The 17,632-nt window shown below is 73.0% G+C and carries 11 protein-coding genes; all 11 read right to left on the reverse strand.

Translation table 11 applies throughout. The annotated features are described in order from the left end of the window. Positions 1–9: 9 nt before the first annotated feature. From ACIRF9_RS48110 to ACIRF9_RS48160, 11 genes are read right to left on the reverse strand one after another with little or no spacing between them, the layout of a single operon-like run. On the reverse strand, positions 10–3,207 hold the full coding sequence (locus ACIRF9_RS48110) for a DUF6519 domain-containing protein (protein ID WP_403836476.1): 3,198 nt from the start codon (positions 3,205–3,207) through the stop codon (positions 10–12). Positions 3,208–3,217: 10 nt separating this feature from the next. Further along, the gene (locus tag ACIRF9_RS48115; protein WP_403836478.1) at positions 3,218–5,236 is read right to left on the reverse strand and encodes a hypothetical protein; all 2,019 of its coding nucleotides are present in this window, start codon (positions 5,234–5,236) and stop codon (positions 3,218–3,220) included. Then, complete coding sequence (locus ACIRF9_RS48120; RefSeq protein WP_403836480.1) at positions 5,233–7,905, reverse strand: putative baseplate assembly protein; 2,673 nt, start codon at positions 7,903–7,905, stop codon at positions 5,233–5,235. Before ACIRF9_RS48120 ends, ACIRF9_RS48115 begins: the two co-directional genes overlap by 4 nt. Next, positions 7,902–10,391, reverse strand: coding sequence for a putative baseplate assembly protein (locus ACIRF9_RS48125; RefSeq protein WP_403836482.1), 2,490 nt, complete (start codon positions 10,389–10,391; stop codon positions 7,902–7,904). The genes ACIRF9_RS48120 and ACIRF9_RS48125 overlap by 4 nt, the downstream gene beginning before the upstream one ends. Beyond that, positions 10,388–10,753 carry a GPW/gp25 family protein gene (locus ACIRF9_RS48130; protein ID WP_403836484.1) on the reverse strand — a complete coding sequence of 122 codons (366 nt, stop codon included), beginning with the start codon at positions 10,751–10,753 and terminating at the stop codon, positions 10,388–10,390. Before ACIRF9_RS48130 ends, ACIRF9_RS48125 begins: the two co-directional genes overlap by 4 nt. A gap of 1 nt (position 10,754) precedes the next feature. Further along, the gene (locus tag ACIRF9_RS48135; protein WP_403836486.1) at positions 10,755–11,075 is read right to left on the reverse strand and encodes a hypothetical protein; all 321 of its coding nucleotides are present in this window, start codon (positions 11,073–11,075) and stop codon (positions 10,755–10,757) included. Continuing rightward, on the reverse strand, positions 11,076–11,576 hold the full coding sequence (locus tag ACIRF9_RS48140) for a phage baseplate assembly protein V (RefSeq protein ID WP_403836488.1): 501 nt from the start codon (positions 11,574–11,576) through the stop codon (positions 11,076–11,078). Further along, positions 11,573–12,670: a hypothetical protein gene (locus tag ACIRF9_RS48145; RefSeq protein ID WP_403836490.1), complete on the reverse strand. Its 1,098-nt coding sequence runs from the start codon at positions 12,668–12,670 to the stop codon at positions 11,573–11,575. Before ACIRF9_RS48145 ends, ACIRF9_RS48140 begins: the two co-directional genes overlap by 4 nt. A gap of 5 nt (positions 12,671–12,675) precedes the next feature. Further along, positions 12,676–12,978 (reverse strand): hypothetical protein, encoded by a 303-nt coding sequence (locus ACIRF9_RS48150; protein WP_403836492.1) that lies wholly within the window; start codon positions 12,976–12,978, stop codon positions 12,676–12,678. 2 nt (positions 12,979–12,980) lie between these two features. After that, complete coding sequence (locus tag ACIRF9_RS48155) at positions 12,981–13,541, reverse strand: hypothetical protein (protein ID WP_403836494.1); 561 nt, start codon at positions 13,539–13,541, stop codon at positions 12,981–12,983. Between the two features lie 59 nt (positions 13,542–13,600). Continuing rightward, the gene (locus ACIRF9_RS48160) at positions 13,601–17,614 is read right to left on the reverse strand and encodes a DUF4157 domain-containing protein (protein WP_403836496.1); all 4,014 of its coding nucleotides are present in this window, start codon (positions 17,612–17,614) and stop codon (positions 13,601–13,603) included. Positions 17,615–17,632 lie beyond the last annotated feature (18 nt).

Raw genomic sequence — 17,632 nt, forward strand, 5'->3', positions numbered from 1 at the left:
TCCGCACGGTCAGACGACGTGGACGTCCAGGTTCAGACCCTCCGTGAAGGTCCTGGTCACTTGGCGGATGTGCACCGGGTGACTCCCGGGTGCCGCGTGGTTGGCCGAGATGATCGCCGAGTCGGCGATCACGAGGGCCGCGGTCCCGGTTCTGGCCGTGAGAGCCAGGGGCACGACGGCCCCGACGGCGAACTCGTTTCCGGACAGGGTGGTGTGGCGGGCCAGGACCACGCTGCCCCGGTTCTCGAAGACGTTGTCCACGACGTGGAGGGTGTCGTACACGGTCGTCAGCGCTGCCTCCTGGTCGGAGAGCCTCGTGAGCAGGGCACTGATCATCCCCGCGGAGACCGTCAGCCGGTGGACGTGGTTCTCCCGTACATGGACGGTTCCGCCGTGGGCCGTCAGCAGTGACCCCTTGCCCACCCAGCCCCCGAGCTCGGTGAGTTCCCCGGACGCCAGCGGTTCCCGGGAGCGCGCACCGTAGAGACTGAGGTCACCGGCGATGTCGTTGCGGGCGACCACGACATCGGCCTCGCGGATGAACGAGGGGTTCTCGATGCCGTCCTGGAACTCGTCCCGTGGGCCGATCTCCAGAGCGACGCCCGCCTCGAACCCGCCGAGCGCCGCCGGCAGCAGCTCCAGCACGCCCAGCAGAGCCGGCACGGTGACGACGTCGTGGCCGAGGATCAGGCCGAGACGGTCGAGCCGCCGTTCCAGGAGCCCGGGCAGCCGTCGCCGTTTGTCGGCGGCCAGTTGGCGCAGCGCGCCGCCGAGCTCCGCCCGGGGGCGCGCGGGCATCGCCTCCAGCTCGTCGGCGAGCGCGCGCACCGAGTCCTGGAACCTCTCGTGGCCCTCCAGCCAGGGGCGGCCGAGCGGCTTGAGGTCCTCCAGGAGACCGGCCAGCCGGGCCAGTGCCTTCCCGGGCAGCGGCACCAGGCGACAGCCGATGACCGACACCCGCTGCGCGTCGTGGATCCGCACCAGGGCCCGCTCGTCGACGCCGCCGGTGACATGGACGTTCTCCAGCTGTACCTCCTGCGTGTCCCGCGTCGTCAGTCCGCCGTCGCGGGGCAGCCACAAGTCGAGGTCGAGGAGCCGGAACGACGTCCAGCCGTCGAGCTCCCAGGCCTCCCCGAGGAAGACCCGGGTGCCTCGGCCGCAGCCGCGCAGCGAGAGGTGGAACGGACGGCGCCGCACCCCGGCGTCCAGGATCCCGCCCCGTACGAAGTGATCGCCCGGCGTGAGGCACAGGCACAGGGCGAGCTCGCCCAGGTCCACGAGGGCGGAGACGGCCTCGTCCACCGTCGGGAAGTCCCCGGCGGGGCCCACGGAGACACAGCAGTCCTTCCGGCCGAGCGTGGCGTTGAAGGCCACCACCTGATGGGCGATCCTGTTGCCGGGGCGGTCGAGCAGGTACGCCTCCACCGTCTGCGCCGGTGCGGACGGGCCCGGGGTCCAGTCGGCCCGGGCGATCCCCCGGCCGTCGGTCGTGGCCTGCGGCGGAGACACCTGGCCCGCGTCCCCGGGCACCTGGAAGGCCACCTTGGCCCCCGGGACCGGGAAAGGGCCGTTGGCGACGCGTACCGTCAAGGGAGCGGGCAAGGGGAGGACCGCGCCGGAGGACGCCCGCTGGGCCTCCTGCCCGTCCCCTCCGACGTAGAGCAGATTCGTCAGACCCGTCAGCGGTGGGACCAGCGGGCGGCAGTCGTGGGTGACCTCGGTCCGCTTCGTGCCCAGCCTCTCGGTGACCTTGACCTGGGCGAGCGGGCAGAGGTGGTGGTCGACCCCGGCGGGGGCCGTCTCCCTCGGGTCCTTGTTGTCGTCGTGCGGCCACTCGATCGTGCCGGAGTCCGGGTCGACGACGGCGGTGCGGGCCGCGAACTGCCAGTAGTCTCCGTTGGCGTAGTCGCCCGCCGTGAACCTGATCCGGATGCCCTCCTCCAGGTGGATCCACCCGGATCCGTCCTGGCCGAAGGTGATGGCGCGGGCCGCGTCCCAGCGGCGCAGCTTCGGGTGGAGGTCCGGGTCAACACCGCCGGGCCGTTCCGCCAGGGGGAGCGCCGGGGAGCTGAGGGTGATGATGCGCAGGTCCGGGTCGACGGCCTCTACCTGCCTCAACTGCCGTTTCAGCGCTTCGAGTTCGACGGTGTCGTCGGTGAGCTCGATCCACTGCCCGGGTGCGAAGCCGAGCACGCTGTCGGGCCCGAGATCGGTGACCGTCACCTGGGCGCCGTCGACACTGGTCACACCGGTCACCACCGACCCGTTCTCACGCGAGACGACCACCGCGGCCCGGGCCCTGCGCACGGCCGGCGCGTCGGCGGGCCCGATGCGCGGCACCCGCCCCGTGAGTGTGACGGTCGCGTTGTCGACCGCCACGACCTGGGCGAACGTCGCGTCGAAGGCGTCGCTGCCCGGCCCGGTCGCCACGAGCTCGACGACATCGCCCTCGGTGAGCTGGGCCGCGTGCGCCGGAGAGAGCTCGATCCGGTCGGCGGTGCCCTCCGGGAAGGCGACCACCGGCAGCAGCGGCGCCGTGCCGATGTCGAGGGCCGGACCGGAAACGAGCACCTCCACCCGGTAGAGCTGGTTCTCCAGACCGGTGTATCCGGCGCGCGGCGGCAGCAGGCAGGGGCTGGTCGGCGCGGACTCCGGATCGGCCTGGGCAGCCATCCGTCCGGTGGACCCCGGGCGCACGGGAAGTCCGTCCTCGCAGGTCCACCCGTCGTTCACCGGGACGTACCTGACCTGCCACACCGTGCGTTCCCGCGCCGACGTCGTCGGGCCGCCGAGCGCGACCTCGCGGATCGACGGATCGTCCAGCGCCGTCACGAGCCGCCGCCACACATCGAGATAGACGGCGTACGAACCTGGCGCGGGCGGCCAGACGGTGTGCTCGGGGTCCCGGTCGGGCTGTGCGTCGTACGCGACGTCCTCCTCGTTGACCACGAGGATGCCGTCCGCGTAGAAGCGCCCGGCCGACAGCCGCAGACCCACCCCGTCCGGGCTGGTCACCGCGAACCCGGCCGAACCCACCGGCGCCCCGCACCCGCCCGCGAGATCGGCGACGGCCGTCTCATGGGCGCCGGAGAGGATCCGGTGCTCCTCGTCGAGGTCCGCGTCGGTGAGCACCCGGCCCTGCTCGTGCAGCACCGCGCTGTAGTGCTTGTGCGGCTGGTGCGTCCGCCGACTGAAGTCGCCCTTCATGTCCGTCCTCTCATGTGGCGTACAGCAGGCCCACTTCGAGGCCGAAACGGAGGTAGTCGTCGAGGCGAGTCCGCAGGTATGCCTCGCGCAGCGGCTGGCGCAGGTGGTGGTACACACCGAGTTCCGACCCGTCGTCGGCGCCCCGCCACACCGCGTCCGGGGTGCGCCGGTCGAGCCGGCAGTACGCGGGATCGCCGTACCGGGCCGACTCCAGCACGGGCCGCAGCCGTATGTCCTCGGGCACGCAGCGGTGGCGCCGGGGGGTCCGCGAGCCCGGGGGCAGCCGGCTGAAACGCACACAGCCGCGCTGGCGCTGGTCGGCGAGGACGGGACCGGGCCAGTCGGCGGCTTCGGCGGCCAGGACGACCGAGTTGGACAGCCGCTCCAGGATCCGGGCGTGGACACGGCCGAGCACCGTGCAGGCGTCGTACGCGACCGTCCCGCCGCCCGTCGCCCGGCCGCCCGGCGCCGCATGGGCGATGCCGGACTCACCGGCGTCGACGACGCAGTCGCGGAAGGCGGCTTCGGCGTCGATGTGGCAGCGGACGCCGCCGAGGATGCTGCGCTCGACGGCCACCGACGTATCCCCGGTGTTCACATGCAGGCTGGCCTCGCCGGGCCGTACGGCGTCTCCCGCCGCGTCCAGGGCGATGCCGGGCACCAGAGTGCAGTGGCGTACGGCGAGACTGCCCTCGCCCGAGACGCGTACGGCGCCGCCCGCCACGAGCAGCCCGTTCAGTACGACGGCACCGCCGCCGGAGACGGTGACATCGAGGTCGGCCCGCAGCTCGACCGTCGGCCGGAACCCGTCGGCGGCCCGCACCTCCACGGTGACCGAGTCCGCGGTGACGGAGAACGCCTCGCCGTAGCGGGCGTTGTCCCGGATCTCGACCACCCCGCCTCCGGCCGGAAGGGCCGCCAGCGCGCCCGCGACGGTCGTGTGATCGGCGCCGCCGCCCGCCCGCACCGACACCACGACGGCTTCGGGACCGGCGAGGGCGAAGCTGTCGACCCGCTCGTACTCGCCGCCACCGAGATCGGCACCGGATCCCCGGCTGTACGACACTGTGGGCGCCTGCGCCTGCTCGTCACCGAACGCCACTCTGCCCAGCTCGGGGTCCAGCCGCACCCGGCCGCCCGGGACGGGCGTGTGCGCCCAGGCGCCGCCCGGCGTCACATCGCTGAGGTCGCACACCTCGACCAGGTCGCGGTCGATGTCGCGCAGGTCGACGGAGAGACCGGGGCCGTAGTAGGAGGCCAGGTCGGCGTCCATGGCCCAACGGGTGAGCGGCATGGGCACGTTGAGCGGCCCGGCCGGACGCGTGAGTTCGGTCTCGGGGACGGGCCTGGTGAACAACCGGACCGGTGCGCCCAGGGGATCGAGCACGAAGCGATGCGTGTCGCCCGGCCTGGCGGCGCGGGCGGTGACCTCGGAGACGGGGTAGGCCCGCAGCCGCCACAGGAACAGGCCCACGTTCGGGATGCCGTAGCGTCCGCCGCGTGTCGCGATGCGCCGCATCTCGGGCAGATGGACGAGGTCTGCCGTCGGGCCCCGCTCGAACGCGCCGCCCAGCCGGGCCAGTCGCCGCGCGTCCCGCACGTCGGCCGTGCACCGGTTGCCCGGCCGTGGGTGGTTGACGTGCTGGGTCGTCGCCAGCAGCTCGAAGAACTCGACGGCGCGGGCGGGCCGGCCGGTGATGTCGTGCGCGACCTGCTCCAGCACGGCCGCCGTGCCCTTGCGCATCCGGTAAGCGATCGTGTTGGCCACCTCGGCACGCGAGGCCGGCCCCGCCTCCTCCTGGCCCGGCAGCCCGTGCAGACCGATCAGATCGGCCAGGTATGGCAGCACCCATGGCGCCGCCGTCTCAACGAAGAGATCGTCGTGGAGCTGGTCGATCCCGTCGGCCACGACCGCCAACTGGGCCGTGAGCAGCCGGAGATACTCCCGGAGCGCACCGCCGGAGGTGGCGTCGCGCTCGCGGTAGAGGGCCGGCAGCAGGTCGTACAGATGGTCGCGCGGGACGCTCACCAGCCCACCTCCAGATCGATGCCTTCGCGGGTCAGCGTGAGGATCTCTGCCGGGGGCGCGTCCGGTGGCCCGCCCGGGAGCGGGGAGCGGGCCGGCAGCCGGGTGTGCAGCGCGGCTGCCTCGCCCCGCCGGTGGAGCCGGTCGACGCGGACGCCGCTCACCCCGGCGACGGAATGGGCCACCGCGGTCAGCTCGCTGAGGGAGACGTCCTGGCCGAAGTCCCGTACCGGGAGGGAGAAGGCGGCCAGCAGTGCCGCCGCCACCGCGTCCCGCACCTGCTCTGGATCGTGGTCCTCGGCCACCCGCAACGCCGCCCGGACGGCGAAGGAGGCCGGTTGGCAGGCCGACACGACCAGGGGGACCCGGGGATTGCCCGCGGCCAGCAGCCCCCGGCGGAGAGCGGCGAGGAGATCCGGCGGAACCGGCCCGTCGAGCGCCACGGTCACGGCGACGCCCTTGCGTGCCCGGTCCCAGGTCCATACGGCGGTGCCCTTGGCGACACCGGCATAGGAGGCGGCGAAGTCGGCGTAGTCCCGCAGCGAGACCACCCGGCCCAGGGTGAGGACGCTGCGTGGGGCGTTCGTGCGCGCGTCGGCGATGCTCTGCGGGTCCTGGCCGCCGATGGCCGGGAGCGGGTTGGTGACGGCGCCCAGGCCGAGCGGGCGGACCATCGGGAGGGTGAGCCGCTCGGCCCGTACGTTGCCGACGGCACCGATGCCCCAGCGGTAGGTGGCGGTGACGTTGTCGACGCCGGTCGGCGTGGCCGCGCCGCTGGTCCCGTCGCCGAACCCCACGGTGGTCGTGCCGTTCTCGTCGGTCCGGGTCGTGTGGACGCGATCGCGCGGGCCGGTCCCGTACAGGACCGGGGTCTCGTGCCAGGCGAGGCCGTTGACCCGCACCTGGAGCGTCGACGCGGCGCCCGTGACGGTCGAGGCGGGGATCCATGTCAGCGGCTTGTGGCGCAGGGCGAAGCGCTGGTACGGCCGTGCGGCGTCGGCGCTGCCCAGCACTTCGTCGGTGACGGTCTCGCCGTGGGTGGCGGCGGCGATGTTGCCGTAGAGCTCGACCGGTGTCGGGCCCCGGACGTCGTAGACGTGGGTGAGCGGTGTGCGCAGGGTCAGTGCGGACAGCGGGGCCGGCGCGGTCGTGCCGGTCACCGTGACGACCTCGCCGACGACCTCGTCCTCGGCGCGTGCGGGCAGGTACGTCACCGTCTCGGGCAGGCCGACGTGGCTGTGGTCGACGCCGTCGTCCGTACGAACCGTCCAGCGCAGGAGGCCCGGCAGTTCGGTGGCGGGGCGCACCGACAGGACGGTGGCCTCGACCTGGCGTGGCATCGGGCGGGGCCGGTGGCGGTTGAGGGGCGTGGGGCGTACCGTCGGGGTGAGCCGCACCTGTGCGCGGGCGCGCTTGCCACGGAGCAGGATCTGACGGTCGGCGGGCAGGGCCGGCAGGAGTTCCGCCAGCGGGACGGTCCGGCCGGTCAGCGGGTCGGTCGACGGTACCTCCGCGAGCGGTAGTTCCTTGCTCTGGAACTCGATCGCCGTCCGCCGGGAGGCCGTGCCCCCGTGCTCGCTCAGCCGTCCCTTGAGGAGCCGGATGCCGAGGACGGTGACGCGCCCGCTCACGCCGTAGTCGGCGGCCGAGGCGACCGACACCGAGTCCACCCGGGCGAGACCGATGGCGGTGTCCGACGTCAGCACGGCCCAACCGGCCGGACCGGTCCCCTCGTAGAGGGCGTCGAGCTTGATGCCCGCCGGGTCGAGAGCCGCGAAGTTCCAGTCGACCCGGGGCGTGGTGACCAGGTCGAGCCCCGACCTGACGGCCTTGTCGAAGAGCCGCGGATCCGGGGCGTTGAAGCCGAACAGGGCCGCCTGCCGGGCCAGTACGTGAACGGTCACCTCGTCCCCGGACACGGGATCGAGTCCGGACAGCGGCGGGGTGAAGGCGACCGCCGTCCGCCCCGCCGCCGAGTCCGCCGTCACGTCGACGACACGGGCCCTCGCCCACCGCAGGGCCTCCGACCACGGCTGCCGTCCGGCGACGAACAGCAGGGCGTCCCCGGTCCTGAGTCCGGTGGCCGTTCCGTCGAGCAGCACGGTCGAGTCGCCGGTGCGGGGCGGGCGCGGACCGGTCGCCCTCCACCGCGGCCGGTTCCAGGCGCCGACCGCTGTGACGGCCTCGGTGGTCTCGAACGTCTGGGGCGATTCACCGGGCCCCGGCAGGGACTGCACCCGTGTGCCGGTCGGCAGCACGGTCGACTCCGGGGCTCCCGGCGCGGTCTCCAGGAAGAACGCCAGCCAGGTGCGGGCGGCCACCCCGGGGGCGAGGCGGTAACCGACGAGCGCGGTGAGGTCGTTGACCGACCGGCGCTCGGTCGCCGTCCGCAGATAGTGCTCGTTGGCGATCCGCTCCGTGTAGAACGTGAGCACGTCGGCCACCGCCGCCCACGCGTCGATCAGCGCGATCGCCGGATCGTCGTCCGCGCGCGTGCGCAGCGCGGCGAGCTCGGGCGGTCCCGCAAGCCCCGCCCGCATGCTCGCCCGGAACGCGGCCCACGTGCCGGTCCGGTAGGCGACGGCCGGCAGCCCGGGCCGGTTGACGATCTCCACCGGCGTCCGCCCGGTCGGGCCCAGACAGCACGCGCAGCGGCAGACGGACGGGCTCATCGGCCTCCCTCCAACTCCAGGGCCAAGGTTCCGCGGTCGGGAAAGTCGGGGTCGTTGTCGAGACGGGCGATCTCCAGCTGTCCCATGGGGAGTTCGGCCGGAGGCATGGCGGGCCGGCGGACGGCGGCGCGTCGCCGGAAAGCGACGGGTTCGACGAAGTGGACGCCCGCGACCTCCTGCGCGGCGGCCAGCAGCGCGCTGAGGACGACGGGTTGGCCGAAGGTGAGACGGTCGGGGTGGAAGAACGCCGGGCGGCCGTCGGCCAGTCGACCCGAACCGAGCCGTTCGAGCAGCGAGCCGGCCACGTCCGAGCGGTGGTAGTCCGGGCGCACACAGACCCGCAGGACGACGTCCAGGGCGACGAAGGACGGGCCGTCGATCCGCAGATCGTCCCCGGCCATGCGGTACTTCTCCAGGAACTCCCGAAGACGCGCGGTGAATTCGGCGTCCACCGGACGTCCGCCGGTCCGGTCCACAGCGAGGAAGAGGGTGTACCAGGAGCCGGTGTGGCGGGGGACCGCCACGGCGCGCTGGACCTCGGGATGGCGGGCCGCCATGCGCGCGTAGTCCTCGGCGGTCACGGCCCGTTCGGGGACGAGGAAGGCCGCGGGCGCGTCCTGCCGTATCCGGGCGAGGCTGTCGGCGTCGGTGCCGCCGTGGCCCGGCAGGGGGTTGGTGACCCCGGTGATCCCCGGCAGGGTGGTGACGATGTGGGTCAGGGCGTCACCGCCGATGTTCCCCGCCCTGCCGTTGCCCTGCCGCCAGATCACGTCGAAGACCGTGCCGGCCCTCGGCCGCAGGCCGTGTCCGTCCGTCCCGAAGCGGCAGACGGCCGTGCCGTCGGACTCGACCTCGACGACGAAGCCGCGGTCGAACGCGTCACTGCCCAGCAGGTCGGCCACGGGCCGCCAGTCCTGGCGCTCACTGTCCCTCAGCCGTACGGCGGGCAGCACATGACGGCGTTCCCAGGCCAGCGCGGAGGCCGCCGGGGCGGTCGGGTCGAAGCGGGCCATGTCCCCGGGGCGACCGCCGGGCAGGGAACGGCCGAGCGTACCGGTCATGGTGACGTCCGGCTCGGGCACCGGCAGGGTGAAGCGGGCGGGTCGCGGAAGTGGCCGTACGGGGGAGCAGTGGGTGGCGGCGCCGGGCGGAGTCAGCCGGGGATCGGGGTCGGGGACCGTCGCGACGCGCTCGGCCGTCCGGGTGCGCCCGTGGTCGGCGAGCACGATGTTCCCCCACATCACGCCGATGTCCCGGACCACCCGGTCCGGCGTCCGCGCCGACAGGCACAGGGCGAACGGGAGCGCGTCCTCGGCGGCCCACACGATCTCGGTGACCTCCACCGCACCGAGCGGATCGGTGGTGGGGCGCACGTCGGTGAGCCGTACGGCATGCCGGTGCGCGGGATCGGCGTCGGCCGGCTCGCCGCTGCGCGCGCCGACGATTTCGCCCAGGACGACGACGTCGTGGCGGTCGAGCCGGGGACGGCCGAGCACGGTCGCCGACGTCGCCCCCGCGGGCAGGCAGCACTCGTCGTCGCCCCAGGTGTACAGAGGCAGCTCGTCGCGGCCCGCGACCACGACCGCGTCGTGCACGGTCTCGAAGACGACCGGCTCCTCGGACAGCGCCTGGCGATGGGCGGCGGAGCCGGGCTCCACGACCGGGCCGAGCCAGGGCAGCCGGGTGAGCAGCTGGGTGCCCGCCGGAACGGTCGTGTCGGGGGTCCCGGGCGTCGTCCGGACACGGACCCACGTACGGGCGTTGCTGCCGTCGTGCGGACGGTGGGCGACGAGGCGGGCGTGGCGGCGTGCGGAGATCCGGGAGCGGGCCGTGGTCAGCGTCGACTCCATACCGATCGCGTCCAGACGGTAGCTCTGGTGGTCGGCGCTGTAGGCGAGGGCCTCGACGAGAACGACCGCGAGGTCCGCGGCGTGCCGCTCGCGCAGCTCCGGGGCGATCACGGCGAGCCGGTCGAGCATCAGGCCGCGGAAACCGGCGTAGTCGCGCGTCAGATAGTCGATGTCGGGCGGCCGGGGCGGTGCCGGGTCCGGGCCGTGGCCCGGGCAGCGGCGGTCGCAGTCGAAGTCCGAGGGGCAGTCGACCTTGAAGGAGAAGCCGATCTCGCTCAGTGGCCCGTCCAGGTCGGGCAGGGGCGCTCCGGACCGCGTCCGCAGGCGCAGCGTGTAGACGGAGTGGTCGCCGGGCCGTCCGACCCGCACGGTGAGCACGCCGTCCGCCCACGCGACGCCCTCCACGGGCACCTCGGGGATCCGTACTCCGCCGCTGACGGTGACGCAGTCCGGGGTGAGTGCCGACACGAGCGCGGGAGAGGGCTCGCGCAGGAAGTGCACGTCCAGCATCCGCTGCCGGTCGACCGCCGGTACCCCGGGACCGTCGTGGACCTCCAGGTGGTCGATGCCGTTGGACACACCGTCACGCCGGACGGCTTCGCGGCGGTCGTTCCGGCGGCAGACGAGGTCCGTCACGGCGTCACCGGCCCGCGGAAGGCGGCGGTCGTCCGTTCGCCGGTCGCCCGGACCACGTAACCGACCTGGACCGCGAGCGTCGACTCGACCGCCCGGACGGTCACCGTCTCCACCTGGATCACCTCGCCGAGCCACCGGTGCAGCGCCCCCTCGACCCGGGCGCGCACGGCCGACGCCAGCGCCTCGCTGTTGGGCTCGAAGACGAGGCCGAGCAGGCCCGATCCGAAGTCCGGCCGGTTGACCCGCTCGCCCGGCGCGGTGAACAGCACCTGCTCCACCAGGTCACGCACATGGCCGTCGGCGCCGGTCGTGGCGGTACGGCCGTCGCCGCCGATCCCGAAGGGATGGCCGAGGTACGTCATGTCACACGCCCTTCACCTTGGTCTGGCCGCCGCTCACCGTCACGGAGGTGCCATTCGGGGCGCACACCGCCCGGCTGTCCTGAAGCAGCACCGGAGAGCCGAGCGAGGTCACCCGGGTCGCGGCCGACGTCCACTGGGCGAGGACACAGGGCATCGGGGAACCACCGGCGTTGAACGGGCAGCCGGTCACGGTGTGCGGGGTGCTCATGACCGTGACCGGGTTGCCGCCGGCCCGGACACGCGGGCTCGGCATCGTGGACGCGGCGCTGCCGCCGTGTGCGCAGGACACCGTCGCCGAGACGTCCAGGAGCGGGCCGGGCACTCAAGTCACCTCCAGGGCACCGTCGTTGAGCGAGATACGCGCCCCTTTGAGGCGAATCTCGCCCTGGCCGGCGTCGATCTCGATGCCACTCGCCGTCAGGGCGATCGTCTGTCCGCTCGCGGTCTGGAGGGTGATGCCGCCGCCCGGGGTGTCGTCGAGGAGGAGGCTCGCGCCGTCGGCCGTGCGCAGGAGGGCCTTGCCCGCCTGGGGCGGGGTGACGGCCGCGCTCGGCATCTCGGCCGCCGACCCCCACCACGACCCCGTCCAGATCGGCCGGTCCCGGTCGCCCTGCTCGTACTCGATCCACACCCACGCCCCCTTCGCGGGCAGCGCGAAGAAGCCCGTCCCGGAACCGGCGAACGGCATGCACGGCAAGGCCCAGCCGGTCTCGCAGTCGCCGAAGGCGGGCATCCGGGCGTTGATCCGCCCCATCCGCTCCGGGTCGTCGTTGTCGACGACGACCCCCCGGTACTTCCCGAAGAACTTGGCCTCATGGCTCATACCGGAACTCCCGGGGTCGTCGTGCCCAGCCCTTCGCGGCTGATCCGGAAGCGCTGGGTGTACTCACCGCGTGCGAGCTTGTGGGTGACGGAGTCGACCAGGTACAGGCCGTCCAGGGACAGACCGCAGCCGCGTACGCCCACCGGCCTGCGCGGGCGCAGCACATGTCCGTAGGCGGCGGTGTCGAGTTCGCCCTCGCCCGACACGGCGTTCGGGGCCGCTGTGGCCGTGGCGAGCAGTTCGGTCGCCGCCGTGGCCGCGTCCATGCCGGGGGTGGTCCGCAGCTTCGTGGACCGCAGGGTCGGGGCGGGCGAGGCGGCGAGGGGCGGGATCCGCAGGGAGGGCAGGGCCGGGATCGAGAGGCTCAGCTTGAAGAAGGGATCCGTGAAGACGCCCTGGGGTGCCACGGGTTCGAGGGCGTCGAAGGAGAACGAGAGGGACTTGACGTTCGACATCGAGCCCATGTCCTTGCTCAGGGCGGCCTGGGGCAGTCCGAGGCGGTTCTCGGGCCCCCAGTGGGCGGTGCTGACGCCGAGGGTCAGTGGCTCGACGTAGAAGACGAACCCGTTGCGCCGGGCGATGCGTTCGAGGAAGAGGCGGTCCGTCTCGTGCTGCTGGGGGATGGGCTGCGTGGGCGGCGGCACATGGGTGGTGGGGGTGACGTCGGGGACCAGGCCGAAACTCGCGTAACGCGCGATGACCCGCGTGGCGATCGCCGCGTCCGACTGGTTCCGGTACGTGTCGTCCTTCTCCTCCAGGCTCATCACCCCGCCGACGACGTCCTGCCCGGTGAGGGTGAGCGTGTCCCCGCTGACCTGCTGGTGCGTGAGGGTCCCGTCCATCAGGACGTGCGGGACGATGCCGGTGAGCACGCCGATGACGACCCTGGTGCCGGGCGCGAACAGCGGCTCGCGCAGCAGCGGGAAGTCGAGCGTGCGGTCCTTGACCAGGGAGAAGGCCAGCTGGAAACCGTCCCCCTTCTCGCGGTCGGCGGTCACCTCGGCCGAGGTGAGGGCGCGCAGCACGGACGGCGGCGCGGGGCGCGGAACGCTCGCCCCCAGCCACAGCAGCAGCCGGGTCCCGAGATCGGGCACGCGGTTCACCGCCTCGCCATCGCGATGCGCACGACCCGTCCCACCGCTTCGAGTTCGGCGGGATCGAGGACGGAGTTCGCGTCGCAGATCATCCAGAACAGCGTGGGATCCCCGGCATGACGGGCCGTCAGCACATCGAGACGCTCCCCCTCCGTAACCTGGTGCTCGGCGAGGACCGGCTGGTCCTCGTACGAGGGGATCACGCGACGCCGGGTGTACGCGATCGTCCGTGAGGTGCCGTCGGCGTCCGGAATCCGGAGGTGGGCCGTCTCCACCCCGAGGTAGCGGCTGCTGGGCTCGTACGTCATGGTCACCCTCCCAGTCCGGCGAGCACTTCGCGTCCCACGTGCGCCGCCATCGACAGCGCGCCGGCCTCGCTCAGCAACGGCACGTCCGGGTGGCTGACGACCTTCAGGCCCAGATCGACCTTGGCGCGGACGGGGTTGAGGGCGGTGTCGAAGGCATCCTCGGTGACGGAGAACTCCGTGACCCGGACCGGGAGGACGCGCTGGGCGCCCCAGACGAGGACGGTCAGCGGCGCCTCCGCGGGGAGGATCTCGACGACTCCGGCGCGCAGCATGGCCTCGTTGGCGATGACGGTCGCCGCGGCGGGCTGCACCAGCAGTTCGAGCCGGGCCAGCGCGGGCGCGATGCCGACGGCCCTCGCCAGCGGGTCGCCCCGCTCCAACTGATCGGTGGCGTCCAGCTCGACCGCCAACTTCAACGCCTGCTCCGCGATCCCGGCGAACCGCGCCGGACCGGAGCCGCTCTGGTCACCGGCGGTGCGGGCGGTGAGGGTGCGGGTGAGGGTTTCCGGGTTGTACTGGAAGACGATGACGCCGGTGGCGGGGCGCAGGGGGTCGGTGGTCACGAGGGCGCCTTTGAAGAGGGGTGGAGATATCGGGCTTGACGTCATCTTGCTGCTCCTGTTCATTTCGCGCCTGCGTCGATCCGCCTCTTCGCTTCCTGCTTGGCCTCGTTCAGCAGTGCGGTGAAATCCCTTTCCTGGCGGGTCATTTCGCCCTCCGGCTTCGCCAGAAGCTGCCTGAGTTCCCATCCGGCGACGGCGAGCCGGATGAGGTAGTTACGCGTGGTCTTCAGAGCGATCCGCTTCTTGGTCTGGCCGAGCTTGTCCTTGATGAGGTCGTACGACGCGCCGCGGAGTATCTTTACGATCTTCAGCGCCGCAGCCTCGTTCGCGGCGATCTCTGCGGGGATCACACCCTTGCCGTGGTAGGAGCTGGTGGGCGCGAGGGTGAACTTCGCGTGTTTCGTCAGTTCTGGATGGGCCTCGCGGGCGGCCGTCAGCTTGTCAACGAGAAGCTCTGAACAGAGCTGGCACGGACCGCGGTTGACCGCGATCCCCACCGTCTGCTCCAGCGCTCCAGCCTTGATCTTTCCGGACACATTGGTGATCACCTCGTCCCAATAGGCGCTGACCAGCGCCGCCTCGGCGTGGCCGGCCTGGCTGTTGCTGTGCTTCTCCTTGTGGAGGCTGCCGTTCAGCGACAAGGCCGCGTATGTGTTCCAGCCGCTCTTCTCGAACCCTTGGAGCGGACTGCCTTCCCTGAACATCTCGGCCCACCTCAGCCGCACCTCGTCCGGCGCGCTCGCCGTGGCGACGAGCCGGCCGTTCAGGGTCGCGTCGTCGGTGACCTGGAAGCGCAGCGACGTCAGGCCGCGAGGCCGGAACTGGCCGAACACGGACGAGATGATCTCCGGTATCTGCCTCACCCGGGTCAGACGCCCCGTGCCGAGACGGCGGGACGCCGCCTTGAGGGCGTCCTGCTTCACGGTCGGGCTCTTGCCCGCCGCGGCGGCACCCCCCTTGCGTGAGCCGAACCCCGCGGCGGCGCGCCGGAGCAGCGTGTCGATGCCCCGGTCGACCACGCCGCGAATCCGCTCCACGATCTCGCGGACCTTGTCGTCGACACCCCCGAGCCCGAGCAGCCGGGCCAGGAAGTCGATCGCGAGGGGGAGGAGCCGGGCCAGGACGCCCTCCACGGCGGTGGAGGCCTTGCCGATCACGCCGCGTGCGATGTCGCCGATCGCGTTCACCACTGTCGCGACCAGCTCTCCCAGACTGCGCAACTTGTCCCGCAGGAACGTGTAGAGGTTCCAGAGCGAGAGCACGAGCTGGACCAGCGCGCCGACCGGTGAGAACAGCGAGGCCAGTTTGGTGATCGCCGCCATCACGACCCGCTCGACGAGGAAGTTCCGGATGGCGCCGAAGACGGTGTCCCGCACTGTCGCGACCGAGTCCATGATCCTGGCCCAGAGCGCGGACCACCCCTGAGTGATCAGCGTGCTGATGAACTCGTAGACCACTGTGAGGCGTTCGACGTTCTTCTCGCCGATCAGCCGGGCGGCCTTCACCCGCAGCCGGTCCCAGGTCAGCCCCAGGATCTGCCGCGCGAGGTCCAGCACGCCCATGACGTCGAACGTCCGCGGCACCACGATCCCGGCACCGCCGAGCGCGCCGGTCAGCCACCCCGTGACCCCGGCCACCAGGTGCGTGCCCAGGTTCCGGCCGAAGCCCCGTACGCCACCGGACACCGCGTCGACGACATGCCCGAGGAAGGCCCCGGGCGAGGACACGATGATCTGCCAGGTCTCCCGGGCCCGCCCGACGAACGCGTAGAACGCACTCGGCTCCACCCCGACCAGCGCCAGCACCGCTTCGAGGACCTTCCGCGCCAGCATCCCCCAGTCGCCGGTCACGACGGCGCCGATGATCGTGATCGCCTCGGTGACCGCACTCCGGAAGGCGTCGATCGCCGCCATGAGAGCCGTGCGCAGCTTCTCCGCCAGGGCGTTCACGCCGGCCTTGAGGCCGTTCGCGACATCGTCGACCGCACGCGTCGCACGCGCCGCCGCCCGGTCGATGAGCCGCGTCAACGCCCTCGCCAACTCGGGGAAGATCTGCCCGAGCAGCCCTTCGACGGCGGCCTTGAGCAGCCCCGCGAAGACGGTGATCGCCTCCCGGAGAAAGGCCGCCACCCCGTCGATGAGGGCCAGTACGGTGGCCTTCACGGCATCGAGGACCGCGTTGACCGCCGCCCGCACGGCGTCGAAGATCACACCGATCGCGCGCACCAGCGCCTGCAAGGCGGCCCGGACCCAGCCGACGGCGCGGTCCCACCAGCTTTCCTCCTCGGCAGCCCGCTCGGCCCGGGCCTTCTCGTCCGCGGCCTTCCGCTCACCGTCGGCCACGTGCGCGTCGATCTGCGTCTGCGCGCCCGCGTACTCGGCGTGGATCTTCTGCTGGTCGTCGGCGACCCGCGTCCGCATGCGCTCCTCGTCGGCCTGTCGCCGAGTCTCGGCGTCGGCCGCGACCCGGTCGACCTCGCGCGCCTGTGCCTCCAGCGTCTCCTGCCGGGCCGACCGGATGTCGTGACGGGCCTCGGCCACCGCGTCGGTCTGTCGCTGCTGCGCCGACTCGTTCAGGTTGGCGGTGGCGTTCTCCGCCTCGGACACGGCCGTCCGCCGGGCCTCCTCACGGGCGGCCGTCGCCGCCTCCACCTGGACCGTGACACCGGCGGCCGCCCCCTGCATCGCCGCGTGTTGCCGTTGGTCGAACGACGCCTGCACCTCGGCGGGCAGCCCCAGAGCCAGATACGCCTGCGGGCCGTCCCTCAGGCCTTCCGGCGCAGGTTCGGCCACTGGCACCACCACGGGTTGCACCACCAACTCGCCGACCCCGAACCGCTCGTCGACGCCCCGCGGCTGGACCCGCTCGGGGCCCGGACCCTCCAGCACGGCACGGGCCGCCTCGGCACCGGCGGCGCCCGCCTCGTCCCACGCGGCCGTCCGCGCCGCCGCCAGGCGCGCCGCACCGTGCTCCCCGGTGAGGGCGATCTCGGGCACCGGCCCCAACGAACGCTGTGGAGCGGGGTCTTGAACCGGTACGGCACTCAGCGACGCGTCGATCCGGTCGGCCGGCACCTCGGGCGCGGCGGCGGTGAGCCCGTTGAGGGGGAGGGACATGTCCGGCGGGGGCCGGTAGGCGGCCGGCGGTGGCGGTGCCTGGATCTGCGGCTGCGGAGCCGGGGAGACGGAAAGTCCGGACACGTCGATCGTGCGGGGCGACGGCGCCGTGACCACCGTAGGCCCGGGTGGCACCGCCGCCCCGTCCAGCCGGGCGCGCAGCTCGGGGACGCCGGCCGGCAGCGAGCGTGCCTCCTCGTCGGCCAGACGCGCGACGGCGGTCCCCAGCGCGGAGGCCTGCTGGGCCTTGGCGGTCGGAGACGCGGCGGCGAAGGCCCGTAGCCACTGGGTGGGTGAAGTGGGCGGGGCGAGTGAGGTGGGCTCGGGCACGGCGGGCTTCTCCGCCCTCGGCGTCGGCACTTCGCCGAGCGCTGTAGCCGTAGAGGCCTCAGGCAGCTCGGCAGGGGCCGGAAGTTCAGCGGGCGCAGGGAGTAGGGCGGGCGCAGGGAGTAGGGCGGGTGCCGGGAGTGGGGCGGGTGCCGGGAGCGGGGCGGGGGCCGGCTGCGACTGCTCCGGCTCGGACGCTCGTACGGCCTCGACCGGTACCGGCGGCGCTGCGCCCTCCGCCACCCCGCCGACCGACGGCGACCTCCGCAGCAGCGCCACCGCCTGCCACGGCAGCGCCGCCTCGACCGGGACCGCCGTCTGTGCCGCGCCGAAGGCGAAGGCCACCGAGTCGGCGACGCGTACGGCCTCCCGCTCAGCCGACGCACCCGGCGCCACGACCACGGAAGGGCCGCCACCGGGCACCGCACGCTGCAGGGCGTGCACCACCTCATGGGCCACCACGCGGAGTTCGGGTGCACGGTCGGCCAGGAAGACGCGCCCGCCCTGGACCGCCGCGAGGGCGTCGTACGCGTCGAGAGCCGAGGCCACCTGCGGCCCGCTGTAGACGGGAATCGAGTCCAGCGGTCGCCCGAAGCGCTCCTCCAGCCGGGACTGGTGGGGCAGAGGCACGCGCTCGGACGCGGGAGC

This window comes from Streptomyces sp. NPDC096132, from assembly GCF_044763345.1.
Taxonomy (GTDB): domain Bacteria; phylum Actinomycetota; class Actinomycetes; order Streptomycetales; family Streptomycetaceae; genus Streptomyces.